Annotated in this window: 15 protein-coding genes; 3 read left to right on the forward strand and 12 right to left on the reverse strand. The window is 34.2% G+C overall.

Going from position 1 to position 15,059, the window contains the following annotated elements:
- Positions 1-404: 404 nt before the first annotated feature.
- Positions 405-602 carry a hypothetical protein gene (locus EHC72_RS17890; RefSeq protein WP_131539083.1) on the forward strand — a complete coding sequence of 66 codons (198 nt, stop codon included), beginning with the start codon at positions 405-407 and terminating at the stop codon, positions 600-602.
- Here EHC72_RS17890 and EHC72_RS17895 read toward each other — a convergent pair.
- Complete coding sequence (locus EHC72_RS17895; RefSeq protein ID WP_131539084.1) at positions 579-1,133, reverse strand: NADPH-dependent FMN reductase; 555 nt, start codon at positions 1,131-1,133, stop codon at positions 579-581. The genes EHC72_RS17890 and EHC72_RS17895 overlap by 24 nt on opposite strands.
- A gap of 209 nt (positions 1,134-1,342) precedes the next feature.
- On the opposite strand from EHC72_RS17895, the gene EHC72_RS17900 reads away from it, so the two are divergent.
- Complete coding sequence (locus EHC72_RS17900; protein WP_131539085.1) at positions 1,343-2,548, forward strand: MFS transporter; 1,206 nt, start codon at positions 1,343-1,345, stop codon at positions 2,546-2,548.
- Here the strand turns inward: EHC72_RS17900 and EHC72_RS17905 are convergent, their stop codons facing one another.
- From EHC72_RS17905 to pyrE, 9 genes are all read right to left on the reverse strand, one after another.
- The gene (locus EHC72_RS17905; RefSeq protein WP_131539086.1) at positions 2,549-3,037 is read right to left on the reverse strand and encodes a cupin domain-containing protein; all 489 of its coding nucleotides are present in this window, start codon (positions 3,035-3,037) and stop codon (positions 2,549-2,551) included.
- A 134-nt stretch (positions 3,038-3,171) separates the two neighbouring features.
- Positions 3,172-3,744, reverse strand: coding sequence for a hypothetical protein (locus EHC72_RS17910; RefSeq protein ID WP_131539087.1), 573 nt, complete (start codon positions 3,742-3,744; stop codon positions 3,172-3,174).
- Between the two features lie 133 nt (positions 3,745-3,877).
- Entirely contained in the window at positions 3,878-4,549 is a 672-nt protein-coding gene (locus tag EHC72_RS17915) for a porin family protein (RefSeq protein ID WP_131539088.1), read from the reverse strand.
- 105 nt (positions 4,550-4,654) lie between these two features.
- On the reverse strand, positions 4,655-5,347 hold the full coding sequence (locus EHC72_RS17920; protein ID WP_131539089.1) for an outer membrane beta-barrel protein: 693 nt from the start codon (positions 5,345-5,347) through the stop codon (positions 4,655-4,657).
- Between the two features lie 165 nt (positions 5,348-5,512).
- Positions 5,513-8,110, reverse strand: a complete 2,598-nt coding sequence (clpB, locus tag EHC72_RS17925) for an ATP-dependent chaperone ClpB (protein ID WP_131539090.1) — start codon at positions 8,108-8,110, stop codon at positions 5,513-5,515.
- Between the two features lie 106 nt (positions 8,111-8,216).
- Complete coding sequence (locus tag EHC72_RS17930) at positions 8,217-8,951, reverse strand: hypothetical protein (RefSeq protein ID WP_131539091.1); 735 nt, start codon at positions 8,949-8,951, stop codon at positions 8,217-8,219.
- A 332-nt stretch (positions 8,952-9,283) separates the two neighbouring features.
- Positions 9,284-11,965: an alpha-L-rhamnosidase gene (locus tag EHC72_RS17935; RefSeq protein WP_131539092.1), complete on the reverse strand. Its 2,682-nt coding sequence runs from the start codon at positions 11,963-11,965 to the stop codon at positions 9,284-9,286.
- Positions 11,966-12,133: 168 nt separating this feature from the next.
- The gene (locus tag EHC72_RS17940; protein ID WP_131539093.1) at positions 12,134-12,532 is read right to left on the reverse strand and encodes an SRPBCC family protein; all 399 of its coding nucleotides are present in this window, start codon (positions 12,530-12,532) and stop codon (positions 12,134-12,136) included.
- 26 nt (positions 12,533-12,558) lie between these two features.
- The gene (gene pyrE / locus EHC72_RS17945) at positions 12,559-13,224 is read right to left on the reverse strand and encodes an orotate phosphoribosyltransferase (protein ID WP_131539094.1); all 666 of its coding nucleotides are present in this window, start codon (positions 13,222-13,224) and stop codon (positions 12,559-12,561) included.
- On the opposite strand from pyrE, the gene EHC72_RS17950 reads away from it, so the two are divergent.
- Positions 13,223-13,834 carry an NUDIX hydrolase gene (locus tag EHC72_RS17950; protein ID WP_131539095.1) on the forward strand — a complete coding sequence of 204 codons (612 nt, stop codon included), beginning with the start codon at positions 13,223-13,225 and terminating at the stop codon, positions 13,832-13,834. The genes pyrE and EHC72_RS17950 overlap by 2 nt on opposite strands.
- Before the next feature lie 101 nt (positions 13,835-13,935).
- On the opposite strand, the gene EHC72_RS17955 is transcribed toward EHC72_RS17950, so the two are convergent.
- Complete coding sequence (locus EHC72_RS17955) at positions 13,936-14,541, reverse strand: hypothetical protein (RefSeq protein ID WP_131539096.1); 606 nt, start codon at positions 14,539-14,541, stop codon at positions 13,936-13,938.
- Positions 14,531-15,037 (reverse strand): RNA polymerase sigma factor, encoded by a 507-nt coding sequence (locus tag EHC72_RS17960; RefSeq protein WP_131539097.1) that lies wholly within the window; start codon positions 15,035-15,037, stop codon positions 14,531-14,533. Before EHC72_RS17960 ends, EHC72_RS17955 begins: the two co-directional genes overlap by 11 nt.
- Positions 15,038-15,059 lie beyond the last annotated feature (22 nt).

Below are 15,059 nucleotides of genomic sequence, written 5' to 3' on the forward strand. Positions count from 1 at the left end.
GCTGCTCTAAAGCTGAATCTTCAAATGCTTTATAATTGAAGTGCTGCTCTTCTTGTTGATCTGACATAATTCCTATGTTTAAAGTTATTAATTTTCTTTTTGACACAGTTTATTGAACAGACCCTCCTCGTTGGTTAAATGATGCTCCTCGTTGGTTAAATGATGCTCCTCGTTGGTTAAATGATGCTCCTCGTTGGTTAAATGATGCTCCTCGTTAGTTAAATGATGCTCCTCGTTGGTTAAATGATGCTCCTCGTTGGTTAAATGATGCTCCTCGTTAGTTAAATGATGCTCCTCGTTGGTTAAATGATGCTCCTCGTTAGTTAAATGATGCTCCTCGTTGGTTAAATGATACTCCTCGTTGGGTAAATGATGCTCCTCGTCGGTTAAATGATGCTCCTCGTTTGTTAAATGATGCTCCTCGTTGGATAAATGATGCTCCTCGTTGGCTAAATGATGCTCCTCGTTGGCTAAATGATGCTCCTCGTTGGGTAAATGATGCTCCTCGTCGGTTAAATGATGCTCCTCGTTGGTTAAATGATGCTCCTCGTTGGTTTATATACTTCGCTCACGAAATGTTAAACGCGACAAGCTTTACCTAAATTTTCTAATTTTCGTTTAATTAAATCTATAGCTTTTTCATCCGTTAGGTTACCATCTGCATTAAACTTATTTTGTGCCTGTGCCACCAAAACTTCGGGTTGTAAAACAGGGTTCATATTTAAAAAAGTAAACACTGGTAAAAAGGCGGTTTGCATTCTAACTGTTCCCCACATACCCTGTGTTGCACCCATTAAGGCAACAGGTTTGTGCATCAGCGGAGAATCTTTACCACGACTAGCCCAATCTATAGCATTTTTTAAGCCGCCCGGAATTGAGTAATTATATTCAGGAGAAACAATAACAAAACATTCTGCTTTAGCCAGGGCATCCCTAAATTTAGTAACGCTTGCTGGGCGCTCACTAACTTCTGGTAAATCATTATCGGCATTGTACATCGGTAAATCCTCGAAAGATACAATCTCCATTTCCATACCCTTCGGTATTAAGCCTGCTACAGCATTTAATAACATTGCATTGTAAGAACCTTTTCTTAAGCTACCACAAAGCCCAACTATTTTTTTGTTTTCCATAACAATTAAACTTCAACAGGTTAATAAAAGTTTTATAAACAATTTAATTTCTATAGGATTATACTTTCATTATTCTAAACCAAATTCAAAATCTTACCTATAAACAAGGCCCCCTTAAAAAGTATTTAGGGTAACGAAGTAGATATTTAGCACTTTAATTTTAAGCGAACTAATAGATAATTTATAACTTTGGCTTTAACCTCGTTTTTATGATTGATACCTCATCCCCAAAAAGTTTAGTCGAGAAAACCGTTTTTCCTATCCTTTTTGCTTTAAGCTTTTCTCATTTATTAAATGATACCATCCAATCTTTAATACCTGCTATTTATCCAGTTATTAAAACCAATTACCACTTAAATTTTTCTCAAATTGGGCTTATTACCCTAACGTTTCAGCTGGCGGCATCTTTACTGCAGCCATTTGTAGGTTTGTATACCGATAAAAAACCTCAACCATATTCTTTAGCAATAGGTATGGGGTTTACGCTGGTAGGTTTGGTAACTCTATCTATGTCGCAACATTTTTATACCATGCTTATTTCTGTTTGCTTTATTGGTATAGGCTCATCTATTTTCCATCCAGAAGCATCCAGAATGGCACATGCCGCATCAGGCGGAAAACGTGGCCTTGCACAATCCGTGTTTCAGTTAGGAGGTAATGCTGGTAGCTCTTTAGGGCCACTATTGGCGGCTTGGATTATTGTACCATACGGACAGTTTAGTGTAATTTGGTTCTCTATAATTGCCCTTTTAGCCATAATGATATTAAGTTATGTAGGCAATTGGTATAAAGGATTTGTTTTGGCCAGAAGCAAAAGCAAAACTAATATTCAAACCGTAGTAAATCAATTTTCTAAAGGGAAAGTAATTTTTGCCGTAAGTATTTTGTTGCTGCTTATATTTTCTAAGTATTTTTACATGGCTAGTTTAACCAATTACTTTACTTTTTACCTGATTGATAAATTCCATATTTCAGTTCAAACCTCACAAATTTATCTTTTTGTATTTCTGTTTTCAGTTGCAGCAGGTACTTTGTTAGGTGGGCCAATAGGCGATAAAATAGGGCGTAAGTATGTAATATGGGCATCTATATTGGGTACAGCACCTTTTGCTTTATTACTGCCACATGCAAATTTATTTTGGATAGGCGTTTTAATTGTCCCTATAGGGATGATTTTAGCATCGGCATTTTCTGCAATCCTGGTTTATGCACAAGAGTTAATTCCTGGAAAGGTAGGTTTGGTAGCAGGCTTATTTTTCGGCTTCGCTTTCGGGATGGGCGGTATAGGATCTGCACTCCTCGGAAAGCTAGCCGATGCAACAAGCATAGAATATGTATTTAATATTTGTGCCTTTTTACCTTTAATAGGTTTGTTAACAGGCTTTTTGCCAAATATTGAAGCTAAAAAGAAATAATTATTTAGTCTGATTGGCATCGATCAGGATAGCAAGCTGAATGCATGGCTCTTCTGATCGGTTGCTCCAGGCATGGTTTGTGCCTCTTTGCACTACAATATCTCCCGCTTTTAAAAGGGTTTCATCATTATCCAATATCAAATAAATTTCTCCCGAAAGGATAATAATATAATCAAGCGTATCCGTTTGATGCATTAATGGATGGGGTTTTCCATTCTCTATTGCTAAAATACCCAGTTCACGATCAGATGGAATACTTACATATCTAAAATAAGTGCCATTTTTAGGTGTATTAGGGAATGGCGTATTGGGTATGGCTATGGTTTTATCTAGATTTACAGGCATGGTATCCGTCGTCCAAACATCGGAAATTACCAGCCCTGGTATATCTTCAGAAACATTGGATACTATTGCATCTTCTATAATAACGGATTGACCATTCTTAATACCAGTTACAATTCTTCTAGGGATTTTCGCTATTTTATTCATCGTATTTCGATTTTATCTTCTGTTAATTTTTTAAAACTATTAATAAGAAAATAATTTCTAACCACAGAAAGGTAATATTCAAAACAAGAAAATTAAATGGCCATAACTGCGTACAGCCTTTTAATTTATTAATGCTACTTACCAGAATTTGCCTGTTGTATAAGGTAGTAAAGTTCGGTATAAGAAGGGAAGAGGGTACTGCCTGTACTTCCGTTTATAGATTTTATTTTACCGTTAAGCTCTGGAAAGATGCTTTGATAATATTCTACCTCCGCATTGCCCATTGATTTTATTTTACCGTTAAGCTCCGGAAAGATGCTTTGATAATATTCAATTTTAACATCGCCAATGGATTTAATCTTGCCATTGGTTTCTGGAAAAATAGTTTGGTAATATTCAATAGTTGCATTGCCAATAGATTTGAGCTTTCCGTTTGTTTCTGGAAAAATAGTTTGATAATATTCAAACTTTGTATTTCCAATAGATTTTAATTTTCCATTAAGCTCAGGAAAAATACTTTGATAGTACTCTACTTTTAAATTTTCACTACCACTTTGTGCATTTACCTTAGGAATAAAAGCTATTGTGCACGCCAGCAATAAAGCCATAAAGCTTGCTTGCTTAATCCATTTTGTTTTGTTGTTTGTGGAGTAACCTCTCCAGTAAACAACCCCGAGTTTAATCGGCGTAATTAATTTAAGTTTCATTTGTGTGTGTTTGTGTGTAACCAATATTAGCTATTAAATACCTTATAAGCAAGTAATTTGCCCAATCCACAACGGCAAAATAAAAGCCCTGGCATATTATACCAAGGCTTTATTAAATGTTTACTAAAATCTTTTAAAAATGAAAGTTTAATCCAATAGATGGATTAAAAGAACTGATGCCTGAAGAAAATGCTTCCGATGTATATTTAAGTTCTGAATTTGATACTTGATATTTAGTCGTTTGTTTATTGTAAGCAACCAATGGGAAAGAAAATTCTATTGCCCATCTTTTTGCAGGGAAAAATGCAAAACCTGGAGTAATACCTACATTGTAACTATTCAATTTGGTATCAATAGTAGAAAGTTGAACATTAATAGGTGAGTAAGTATTATTGCCTTTTCCAAAACCAATAGAAGCATTAAATTGACCATAAAACTTAAATTTATCAACTATATCTACGTAATATCTCAAATATGGGCCAACATTAAACTCATGGGTTTTAATATAATCCTGACTTAAAACTGTATTTGCAGTAGTCTGAGTATAATCATAAGTAGTTTTATTATTAATGTATCCCGCAACAATACCTATAGCTAAATTTTTAGCAAAGAAATGTCCATAACGTGGAGAAATAGAGAAAGATGTTGTACGGTTATTACTTCCGTTTGTATTAGCTGGTTGAGTTGCCTTATTAGAGCTAAAGCCAATTGCACCACCAATTAAGTTCTGTCCTTTTTCTGTTTGAGCATTAGATGTTAACGCAATGGCACATAAGATGGCCATGATTATTAATTGTTTTTTCATTTTGTGTTAGTCAAGAGTTAATTAAAATATTATAATTATTGATGTGACTTTAGTGGAGTTCTTCATCTCCATCAACAGTCAGAATTAAGCCAAATAAAATAGTTTTTAGAAATGATAATTAAGGCCAATTGAAGGGCTAAAAGAATTAAAGCCAAAAGAAAACACTTCCGAACTGGCCGAAATACCCGAATTTAGTAATTGTGACTTATTGTTTTGTTTATTATAAGAAATTAAAGGGAAAGCAATTTCTATAGCCCATTTTTTAGTTGGAAAAAATGCGAACCCTGGATTAATTGTTGTATTGTATATGGTTGATTTGTTGCTTGATGAGCTTTCAGATACTCCTGTTGAGAGTGAGTTATGATTGATCGTGTTATTATTTTTACCGAAGCCGATTGATGCATTAAATTCACCAAAGAATTTAAACTTATCTACAATATCTACATAATACCTTAAGTAAGGACCAACATTAAATTGATGGTATTTAACAGTGCTTGTATAGGAATAAATATCACCACCCGATGCTCCATTACTATTAATAGTAGATTTACTAGTTAAATAACCTGCACTTAAACCTATAACCAAGTTTTTAGAGAAGAAATGTCCGTAACGGGGAGAAATTGAAAAGGATTTATAATCGCCAGATTGCACGGGTACGCCCCGATCTAATGGTGATGATTGTTTGGAAGTATTATACCCAATTGCTCCTCCAATTAAATTTTGTCCTTTTTCTGTTTGTGCGTTTGATGTAAACGCAATGGCGCATAGTATGGCCATGGTTGCTAATTGTTTTTTCATTTGTGTGTTTAATTTTGTGTTATTCAAGTATAACTAAAAAAATTAAACAATAACTATTTATTTAGTTTATTTTTACATATATATCATCGAGTATAAAAATAAAATGGCTAACCACTTTATCCGAAAATAAAGCGATTAGCCATTATTAAATTAAAATACCTTTTTTTAAGCGTCCTGATTAAGGAATACAAAGTTGTGATCAAACATATCCAGCTTGATTTTGCTCTCCTTATCAATTTTGCCAGCAAGTATTTCTTTTGATAATTCGTTTAATATTCGTTTTTGAATTACACGTTTTAATGGGCGGGCACCAAACTGCGGATCGTATCCTAATTGTGCAAGCCAATCTAAAGCTTCAGGAGAGGCTTCCATTTGGATTCCCATTTCAGCCAATGTATCTTGAACATGCTTAAATTGTAAGCTTACAATATTTCTAATCTCGCTACGATCTAACGGAGTAAACATAATCAATTCATCAATACGGTTTAAAAACTCAGGACGAATGGTTTGTTTCAGTACTTCAAAAAGTTCATTTTTAGTTTTCGCAATCACCTCATCACGGTTTTCTTCATCAAGATTTTTAAAATTATCCTGAATTAAATGCGCCCCAATATTGGATGTCATAATAATGATGGTATTTTTAAAGTTTACTGTTCTTCCCTTGTTATCAGTTAAACGGCCATCATCCAAAACCTGCAATAAAATATTAAATACATCAGGATGTGCCTTTTCAATTTCATCTAATAACACAACCGAGTAAGGCTTACGTCTAACCGCTTCAGTTAATTGTCCACCTTCATCATAGCCAACATATCCTGGAGGCGCACCAATTAAACGGGATACTGCATGGCGTTCTTGATATTCACTCATATCAATACGGGTTAAAGCATTTTCATCGTTGAATAAAAATTCTGCCAATGCTTTTGCAAGTTCGGTTTTACCTACACCTGTGGTACCTAAAAAGATAAAAGAACCTATAGGCTTACGTTTATCCTGTAAACCAGCACGAGAGCGACGAATAGCATCAGAAATTGCTTCAATTGCTTCATCCTGACCTGCTACGCGTTTATGTAATTCGGCTTCAAGGTTTAACAATTTTTCTCTTTCGCCTGCAATTAATTTAGTAACAGGAATACCTGTCCAACGGCCAACTACACCTGCAATATCATCAGCAGTTACTTCTTCTTTAAGCATTCTGCTATCGCTTTGCTTACTTTCTAAATCTGCTTTAAGTTTCTCTACTGTATCTTGAGCCTCTTTAATTTTACCATAACGGATTTCTGCAACTTTACCATAATCTCCGGCACGTTCTGCCTGTTCAGCTTCTAATTTAAAATGCTCAATTTGTTCTAATTGGTTATTTACAGCATCAACTAAATCTTTTTCACCTTGCCACTTAGCTTTAAGCTGATCTCGCTCTGCTGATAAATTTGCAATCTCTTCTGATAGTTCCTTAATCTTACGATCATCTTTTTCACGTTTAATAGCTTCACGTTCAATCTCCAAACGCATAATCTCACGGTCTAAAGCATCCACATTCTCAGGAACGCTATCCATTTCCATTCTCAATTTAGAAGCAGCTTCATCCATTAAATCAATGGCTTTATCTGGTAAAAAACGGTCAGAAATATAACGTTGACTCATTTCCACTGCGGCAATAATGGCTTCGTCCTTAATCCTCACTTTGTGGTGTGTTTCATAACGTTCTTTTAAACCACGCAAAATAGAAATGGCATCTTGTGTATCAGGTTCTTCAACCATTACCTTTTGGAAACGACGTTCAAGGGCTTTATCTTTTTCTAAATATTTTTGATATTCATCTAAAGTTGTTGCACCAATTGCCCTTAATTCGCCACGAGCTAAAGCAGGTTTTAAAATATTTGCAGCATCCATTGCACCTTCACCACCACCTGCACCAACTAAAGTATGAATTTCATCTATAAACAGAATAATGTCTCCATCGCTTTGTGTAACCTCTTTAACTACAGCTTTTAACCTTTCTTCAAACTCACCTTTATATTTTGCACCTGCAATTAAGGCACCCATATCCAAAGAATATACGGTTTTGCTTTTTAGGTTTTCGGGCACATCACCTTTAATAATCCTGAAGGCAATACCTTCTGCAATTGCCGTTTTACCCACTCCAGGTTCGCCAATTAAAATTGGGTTATTCTTGGTTCTACGGGATAAAATCTGAATTACACGTCTAATTTCTTCATCACGACCAATAACAGGATCAAGCTTTCCGCTTTCTGCATATTCATTTAGATTACGTGCATATTTGCCTAAAGCCTGATAAGTTGCTTCGGCATTTTGATCCGTTACACGATTATCGCCGCGCAACTCCATAATAGCTTTTTTAAGGTCTTTTTCGTTAACACCCTGCTCTTTTAATAGCTTAGAAGTATTGTCGTTAACAGCTAAAAGGCCTAATAATAAATGTTCTACAGAAACAAACTCATCTTTAAATTCTTTTAAAAAAGATTGAGCTTTTTGTAAAACGGTATTGGTATTTGATGACAGATAGACATTGCTTCCACTTACTTTTGGAAGTTTAGCAATCTCCTGGTCTAAATTTTGATTTAAAGTATTAAGGTTTACATTCAGTTTCTTTAATACATAAGAAACTACGTTTTCATCAACAGTAAGCAAACCTTTTAACAGATGTACCGTTTCAATAGCCTGTTGCTGGTTGCCTTGGGCTATTTCGGAAGCCTGTTGAACTGCTTCCTGGGCTTTGATTGTAAAATTGTTGAAGTTCATATGCCTTTTAAGTCAAAACAAATGCCACAGCAATTTGCTTTAACAATTCGGAAATTTCGTCAGTAACTTTTTAATTGTTATGTCTAATCGTCTGTTTTTTAATGTTTTATGCTGAATTTTTGTCTGATTTGTTGATGTAGATATAAGCGGCAATCCAAGTACCTATGGCTGCCTGAAGTAGTGATAAAAAAATTAAGGTTAATACATAAGTTATATTAAACCATTCGAAACTATGGAAGCGGAGATATACCGAGATTATATTCCATATTTCTGCAAATAAATTTATTATAATGGCAATTACAAAACCTTCAACAAACATCGATTTAATATTAAGCAAAGGCGTTGTTGTTTTAAAATACCTGTACATTATAAAAATGAACAGGGTAGAGAATACAATTAAATTAGTGCCCGAAAATATATAGGATATAATCTGTCGGTTTTCTATTTTATCTATTCCCAGAGGTTGATAAGAATATAAAGCTGATAAACCAATGGATGTAAGTGTTACTAATATTTGAACCAAACAGAATGATTTTAAAACATAATAAACTCTAAACGTTTGAATATCTTTTGCCTGATCACTTCGATATTGAAGTAAGAGAAATAAAGCAATGTAAATTGGAATGGCAAAAATTTGGTTATCACTTATGCCTGCTGAAAAAATCCCGTAAGAATTAGAATTAAAAAACAGGATTATATTAAGTAAAGTAACAATTAATATGCAGGCCCAAGCAATAACTTCTATAGTAAGTTTTTTTGACTTGAAATTTATTATAGCCAATACTAAACCCAAAATAAAAATAAGGAAAGGAATGGCAAAAAGTAGAAGGTAGATTTCCATGGTTAGCGAATTAGATTTAGTTAAAATACATTTAGTTGCCAGCTATGTTGTAATATTTTATGTATTATATTAATTACAAAAGCGATGTGTAAATGGTTTTATTTTGTTTAAGTTATTCTTTTATAGTGTTTTAGGTGACTTCTGTTGCCTTGTTAATGTTAAAATTTGTAAAACGAAGAAATTAGATTTAAACCATGGTCGTTTTAAACTGTTCTAAAGTGCATGAAGATTTTTGAAAACATGATTTATGGACTTTTAGCTATATTTAGTTTAGTTATACTTTTTGTAGTTGAGTTTTTTAATGGCGGAGCCGACAAAGGTTAGGTTTGCGCTTAATTTTTAGTCCAAGTAAAAACATAACTTCCAGAGGGCAAATTTTGCTTCAGGTTATTAACTGCTTTCCCATCTAAATAAATATTTAGGTCATTTTCTTTAGGTAGAATAATGGTTGCAGTTGAATTTGCCGGTATAGTAACGGTATAATTTATTTGTGCTCCATTTCTTTTCCATGAGGAAATAATTTCACCATAAGGACTTGTGTGTTTAGCCTCATAAAATGATAAATTCTTAATGAAGTGAGGTTCCAGAATAACATTTTTAAAGCCGGGTTTACTTTCATCGGGCTTAATACCAGCAATTCCTTTATACAACCAGGCACCAATTTCTCCAAACATAATGTGGTTCATAGAAATATCAGATTTAGCATCTATTGGCCAGTTTTCGTACAAGGTAGTAGCGCCATTTTCCATCCACCAACCCCAGCTTGGATACGTTTTTTGAGCAGCAACTTTATAGGCAATTTCTGCATATCCGTTTTCACTTAACGCATTCAAAATAGCTTTTGTACCTAAAAGACCAACATCAAGATGAAAGCCATCAGCTTCTACGCGTTTAGCTAAACTTTCGGCTACTTTAGCCTTATATTCTACAGGTACAATACCCCAAAAAAGTGGTACACTTAATTCTGTTTGCACACCTTTATTATAGATTCCAGCTTCTTTATTTAAATATTTTGTATTAAAGGCATCTTTAATCTTTTTTGCTAATGCACTATACTTTTCAAAATCCTGTTGTTTACCTAAAACCTTTGCTGCTTTTGCCAGTATTAAAGCATCTGCATAGTAATAACAAGTAGAAGTAAGTTCAACAGGTGTAGTGGATTTAACCGGAACCCAGTCGCCTAAACCCCAGTTTGTTAATCCTGTTGGATAGTTTTCATCAATATGATTAACATATTTTTTAATGTTCTCATAGCAATCAGCAAGTAGTTTTTTGTCGCCATAAAAAAGGTAAACATTCCATGGAATAATGGCAATTGTGCTTGTCCAATCAGGACCATTTCCCCATTCGTAGCCCCAGCCATCCGTAGGAATAATAGATGGTAAAACTCCGTTAGGCTGTTGTTCATCGCGATGATCTGCAAGCCATTTTTCGTAAACGGTAATGCCATCAAAGCCATATAAACCCGTTTCTATAGCAATTTGTGCGTCACCCGTCCATCCATTTTTTTCTCTTTGCGGACAATCTGTCGGGTAACCAAACAGGTTTGATAAATAGGAGTTATTGGTGGCGTAATAAATCTTATTTAAAATAGAATCTGATGAATTCATGCTTCCAACCACAGGAACATCGCTATGCATAAAATAACCAACTAAACTGGTTTTAGTTAATTCAACTGGGGCAGAACTAATAACCTCCACATACTGAAAACCTTTATAGTTAAAGTGAGGCATAAAAGTTTCTTCACCATTTCCACTAAGGGTTAAAATATCTGTTTGAAAAGGATCAAGGTTATCGGTTGGACGGTAATGGACATCAATATTCGATAAATCTACATGACCATCTGGATAAAGCCTTTCGGCATGTTTTAGCTTTAATGTGGTTCCTGCCTGCCCTTTAACTGTTATTTTGCTTACTCCAGAAATATTTCTTCCTAAATCAAAAAGGTAAGTGGTATCATTAAATTTCCGGATGCTTTTGCTTGCTATTTCTTCAATATTACGAATGGGGTGCAAGGCTTGGACTACAATATTTTTTGAAGGGGCAGAACGATACATTACTTCTTTCCACTTTGAATCATCAAAATTGACGGTATTCCAGCCTTTTTGTTCTAATCGTGCATCATAATGCTCTGCCGTATAAATGCTATTAAATACAATTGGGCTTAAGGAAGTTTTCCAATCTTTTCCTGATTTTATAGTTTCTATACTGCCATCCTCATAAGTAATTCTTATATCAAGGCAGAAAGTTGGTCTGTTGCGCCATGGAGCACGATCAAAATACCAAACTGCTGTTGATTGATGATTATACCAGCCATTGCCCAAAAGTACACCAACAGCATTTTTACCTGAATTAATAGCTTCCGTTACGTCGTAAGTAACATATAAAGTTCTTCTATCAAAACGGGTGTACATTGGATCAAGGCGGTGATTGCCGATTTTATTACCATTTATAGATAATTCATATAAACCAGCAGCAGCAATATAAGCTCTGGCAGATTTTATTTTCTTCGATAGATTAAAAACATGACGGAAATAGGGGGCGGGCTTCAACTTTATGTTCTCCGTATCGGAAATCCATGCGCCCTGCCAGTTTTCACTATTTATCATTCCTGTTTCGAAACTCGAAATTGTAATTGCATCGTTTTTCTTTTTGTCATTATTGACAATATCAAGTCTCCAAAAATATTTAGTAAAAGGTTTTAGTAATTGCCCCGAATAAAAAGCAAGATTTGCTTCTGAATTAATCCATCCTGTGTTCCATAGTTTTCCTTCGTTATTGCGTAAGGCAACAGAATCTGTACTTACTAAAATACGATAGCTTGATTGTTTTGATCCTTTTTCACGGTTGATCATTTTCCAGGTAAAGCGAGGATTTTGGCTATCTAATCCGATAGGATTTTTAAGGTATTCGGTTTTTAGTTCAGCTAAAGATGGCGTTGATTGAGCCATTGAGGGCAAAATAGGTAAGCTACAAAATAAAAAGATAGATGATTTTAAAAATTTAGATAGCATAGTGGGATTGGGTTAGGCTAACTAAGGTATTAAAATTTGTGCTTTTAAGGAAGGGCAAATAATTTTTTAGAAATAAAAAAACACTTCCCAATTTTGGCGAAGTGTTCATATAATAGTCAAATCTAAAAATCATTGCAATTATACAATTGCAATGATTTTTAGATTTGACTATCCTAAAATTTCTTTTAGCTTTTGAGTTTGATGATCGGCTAACTTTTGTAGTGGACCAGAAGCAAGCATTTTCATCATCATATTTAAATCGGCAGAAATAATGTGTTTGGCTGTAGTAGTTCCATTTCCATTATCAGCAACCGTCCATTTAAGTTCTACATCAAAAGGCGCTTTTTCAGTAGGAATTGCAGTTAGTTCCTGATTTTCGATTCTGTTTGAAATTTTAATGGCAAGTTTGGCCATGTTCTGAATAGTAAAACGGGCTTCATCTTCGGTAGATGACCAGTTATAAATATTTTCAGGCATCAGTTGCTCATGATTGTTCATGTTTGCTAAGAAAGCATAAACTTGATCAACAGGCAGATTAACCTCTGTTGCGCTCTCAATAATTGTCATTATCTATTTTATATTTAGTTCGTATTTTATAATTCAGAACTTAACGCTTCGCTTTGTCCCCATTCTGAAGGGTTTAAACGCCATTTACCCAACATTTCCATTTCACTTTTAGCAATAATGCTATGCTCTGCGGCATAATCAATTAAGGCACCATAATTTGAAAGGGTTTGATAACGACATTTTGCTGCTGCGAAATTTTCATCAGCTTGTGTAAAGCCGTAAGTAAAAATTGCTGCTAAGCCGGCTACCGAAAGACCTGCATTTCGCAAAGCTTCAACAGCTTGTAAGCTGCTTTTTCCTGTTGAAATTAAATCTTCAATAACTACTACACGTTGGCCTTCTACAACTTCACCTTCAATAAGGCTACCTGTGCCATGTTCTTTAGCTTTTGATCTTACATAGATAAAAGGTAAGCCCAATTCTTGTGCTACCAACACACCTTGAGGAATACCAGCTGTTGCTACTCCTGCAATTACATCAACTGCTCCAAATTCTTCCTGGATAAGTTGTGCAAGTTTTTGACGGATGAATGTTCTAACCTGTGGATGGGATAAGGTAATTCGGTTATCGCAATAAATTGGCGATTTCCAACCAGACGCCCAGGTAAAAGGATTATTAGGTTGTAATTTAATTGCCTTTATTTGTAATAAAAATTCCGCTACCTTTAATTCAATATCACTTTTATTATACATGGCCCAAAATTACAGAATATTTATTAACGATAACACTTTGTTTATCTCAGATGTTTTACCTGAAGTAACAGAAAAAATTCAACAACTTGAAATACAGGATTTTGATTTAGAAATATTTTACAAAAAACTGAAAAATGGTAGTAAAAAGAACTACATTTTCTTGTCTAAAAACCCACAAGAAACCTTTAGGAAACTTAAAAAGGATTGTATTGTGATTAAAGCTGCCGGTGGCCTGGTTGAAAGTGCAAACGGTAATTTTCTATTTATTTTTAGAAATAAACGATGGGATTTGCCTAAAGGTAAGTTAGAAGATGGCGAAAATATGAAAGAAACTGCCGTTCGTGAAGTAGAGGAGGAGTGCGGTATAAAGGTTTTAAAACGTGAAGAAAAACTGTGTAAAACTTACCATGTTTATCCCATCAATGGAAAAATGGCTTTGAAGAAAACCAATTGGTACAAAATGAAGGTTAAAGGCGAGCCTAAACTAATTCCACAAAAAGAAGAAGGCATTGATAAAGCCGTTTGGTTGCACGGAAAGGAAATTGCTCCGGTAATTAAAAATACTTACCCATCCATTATGGATGTTTTAAAGGCAGGTAAACTGGTGTAAAACCGTAATTTTTTTAATCAAAACCGCCATGCTGAGCCTGTTGAAATGCTTTAAATAATTCGATAGGCTCAGCATGATAATTACTTTAAGGGCTTGCCATATTATTCATTATCAAGCTTGTCTATAATTTTTTTAAGCTCTTTAACATATTTTCCATAGTAAAATTTTGCCCAAAGTTCTGTAATCAATCCAATAATTAAAATGGTTATAAAACAATTCAAAATAATATATACCATCGAAATTTTATCCAATACTTGTTGTAAAATACTGCCTTTAACCATTAATAGATAAACAGTTACAAATGAAAGTGCAATAAAACCAAGTATATAAGTTAAAGCTTTATATAATTCGATATTTAACTTCATTTCATAATAAAACCATAAAAGGTTTTTTCTGGTATCCAAGCTTAAATCGTAAGAATGTTTATAGAAAAGATAAAATTTGAAGAAATAGTATGATGTAAATCCACACATTATTGAATAAAAAACAATAAATACGGGTTTTATTTCTGGAGGAAAGCCAAATATCCTTGGTGTAAAGGCTAGGAAAAGTAGAGAAGCCAGTTGAAAGAAAAACTCGCATTTCATTTGCTTCCTTATTTTATCTATCGGTGTATGTGCTTCCTTTATATCCAGCATATCCTGAGAGATTTCCGCTGCTTCTGTTTCTGGTTTATTCCAGTCGTTTTTTAATTGATCAAAATTCATAGCCATTTTTCTTTATAATGAATTGTAATTTTTCTTTAGTCCGGTTTAATTTAACTCTTGCATTTACTTCGGTAATACCAAGGTTTTGAGCGATTTCTTTGTGAGATTGATTTTCTAAAAACAGAAAAATCAAGGCTTTTTCAATAGAATTTAATTCTTGAACGGCTTTATACAGGTAAGCAAGTTTTTCTTCTTTATCGAAGCTGTAACTTACATCGGCAACATCAATATTATCGTTAAGAGTTGTTTTATCTACTTTTCGGGTTTCCTTTTTTAAGAAAATAAGTGCCGTGTTTAATGCCACACGATACATCCATGTGGTAAATTTGCTGTTGCCTTTAAAGCTTGGATAAGCTTTCCACAACTGCATTACAATTTCCTGAAACAAATCTCTTCTGTCTTCATCATCATCCATATACATCCTCGAAACCTTATGGATAATGGCTTTATTCTCATTAATCAATTTTAAGAATATATGTTCTGTCTTTTCAGGCATAGCTGATTTGTGAGCGTTTAAA

Source organism: Pedobacter nototheniae, assembly GCF_004335085.1.
Taxonomy (GTDB): domain Bacteria; phylum Bacteroidota; class Bacteroidia; order Sphingobacteriales; family Sphingobacteriaceae; genus Pedobacter; species Pedobacter nototheniae.

Excerpts from the sequence above, each read along its gene's own strand:
- EHC72_RS17895 (WP_131539084.1), bottom strand. The coding sequence starts at position 1,133 with ATGGAAAACAAAAAAATAGTTGGGCTTTGTGGTAGCTTAAGAAAAGGT.
- EHC72_RS17900 (WP_131539085.1), top strand. The coding sequence starts at position 1,343 with ATGATTGATACCTCATCCCCAAAAAGTTTAGTCGAGAAAACCGTTTTT.
- EHC72_RS17905 (WP_131539086.1), bottom strand. The coding sequence starts at position 3,037 with ATGAATAAAATAGCGAAAATCCCTAGAAGAATTGTAACTGGTATTAAG.
- EHC72_RS17910 (WP_131539087.1), bottom strand. The coding sequence starts at position 3,744 with ATGAAACTTAAATTAATTACGCCGATTAAACTCGGGGTTGTTTACTGG.
- EHC72_RS17915 (WP_131539088.1), bottom strand. The coding sequence starts at position 4,549 with ATGAAAAAACAATTAATAATCATGGCCATCTTATGTGCCATTGCGTTA.
- EHC72_RS17920 (WP_131539089.1), bottom strand. The coding sequence starts at position 5,347 with ATGAAAAAACAATTAGCAACCATGGCCATACTATGCGCCATTGCGTTT.
- clpB (WP_131539090.1), bottom strand. The coding sequence starts at position 8,110 with ATGAACTTCAACAATTTTACAATCAAAGCCCAGGAAGCAGTTCAACAG.
- EHC72_RS17930 (WP_131539091.1), bottom strand. The coding sequence starts at position 8,951 with ATGGAAATCTACCTTCTACTTTTTGCCATTCCTTTCCTTATTTTTATT.
- EHC72_RS17935 (WP_131539092.1), bottom strand. The coding sequence starts at position 11,965 with ATGCTATCTAAATTTTTAAAATCATCTATCTTTTTATTTTGTAGCTTA.
- EHC72_RS17940 (WP_131539093.1), bottom strand. The coding sequence starts at position 12,532 with ATGACAATTATTGAGAGCGCAACAGAGGTTAATCTGCCTGTTGATCAA.
- EHC72_RS17950 (WP_131539095.1), top strand. The coding sequence starts at position 13,223 with ATGGCCCAAAATTACAGAATATTTATTAACGATAACACTTTGTTTATC.
- pyrE (WP_131539094.1), bottom strand. The coding sequence starts at position 13,224 with ATGTATAATAAAAGTGATATTGAATTAAAGGTAGCGGAATTTTTATTA.
- EHC72_RS17955 (WP_131539096.1), bottom strand. The coding sequence starts at position 14,541 with ATGAATTTTGATCAATTAAAAAACGACTGGAATAAACCAGAAACAGAA.
- EHC72_RS17960 (WP_131539097.1), bottom strand. The coding sequence starts at position 15,037 with ATGCCTGAAAAGACAGAACATATATTCTTAAAATTGATTAATGAGAAT.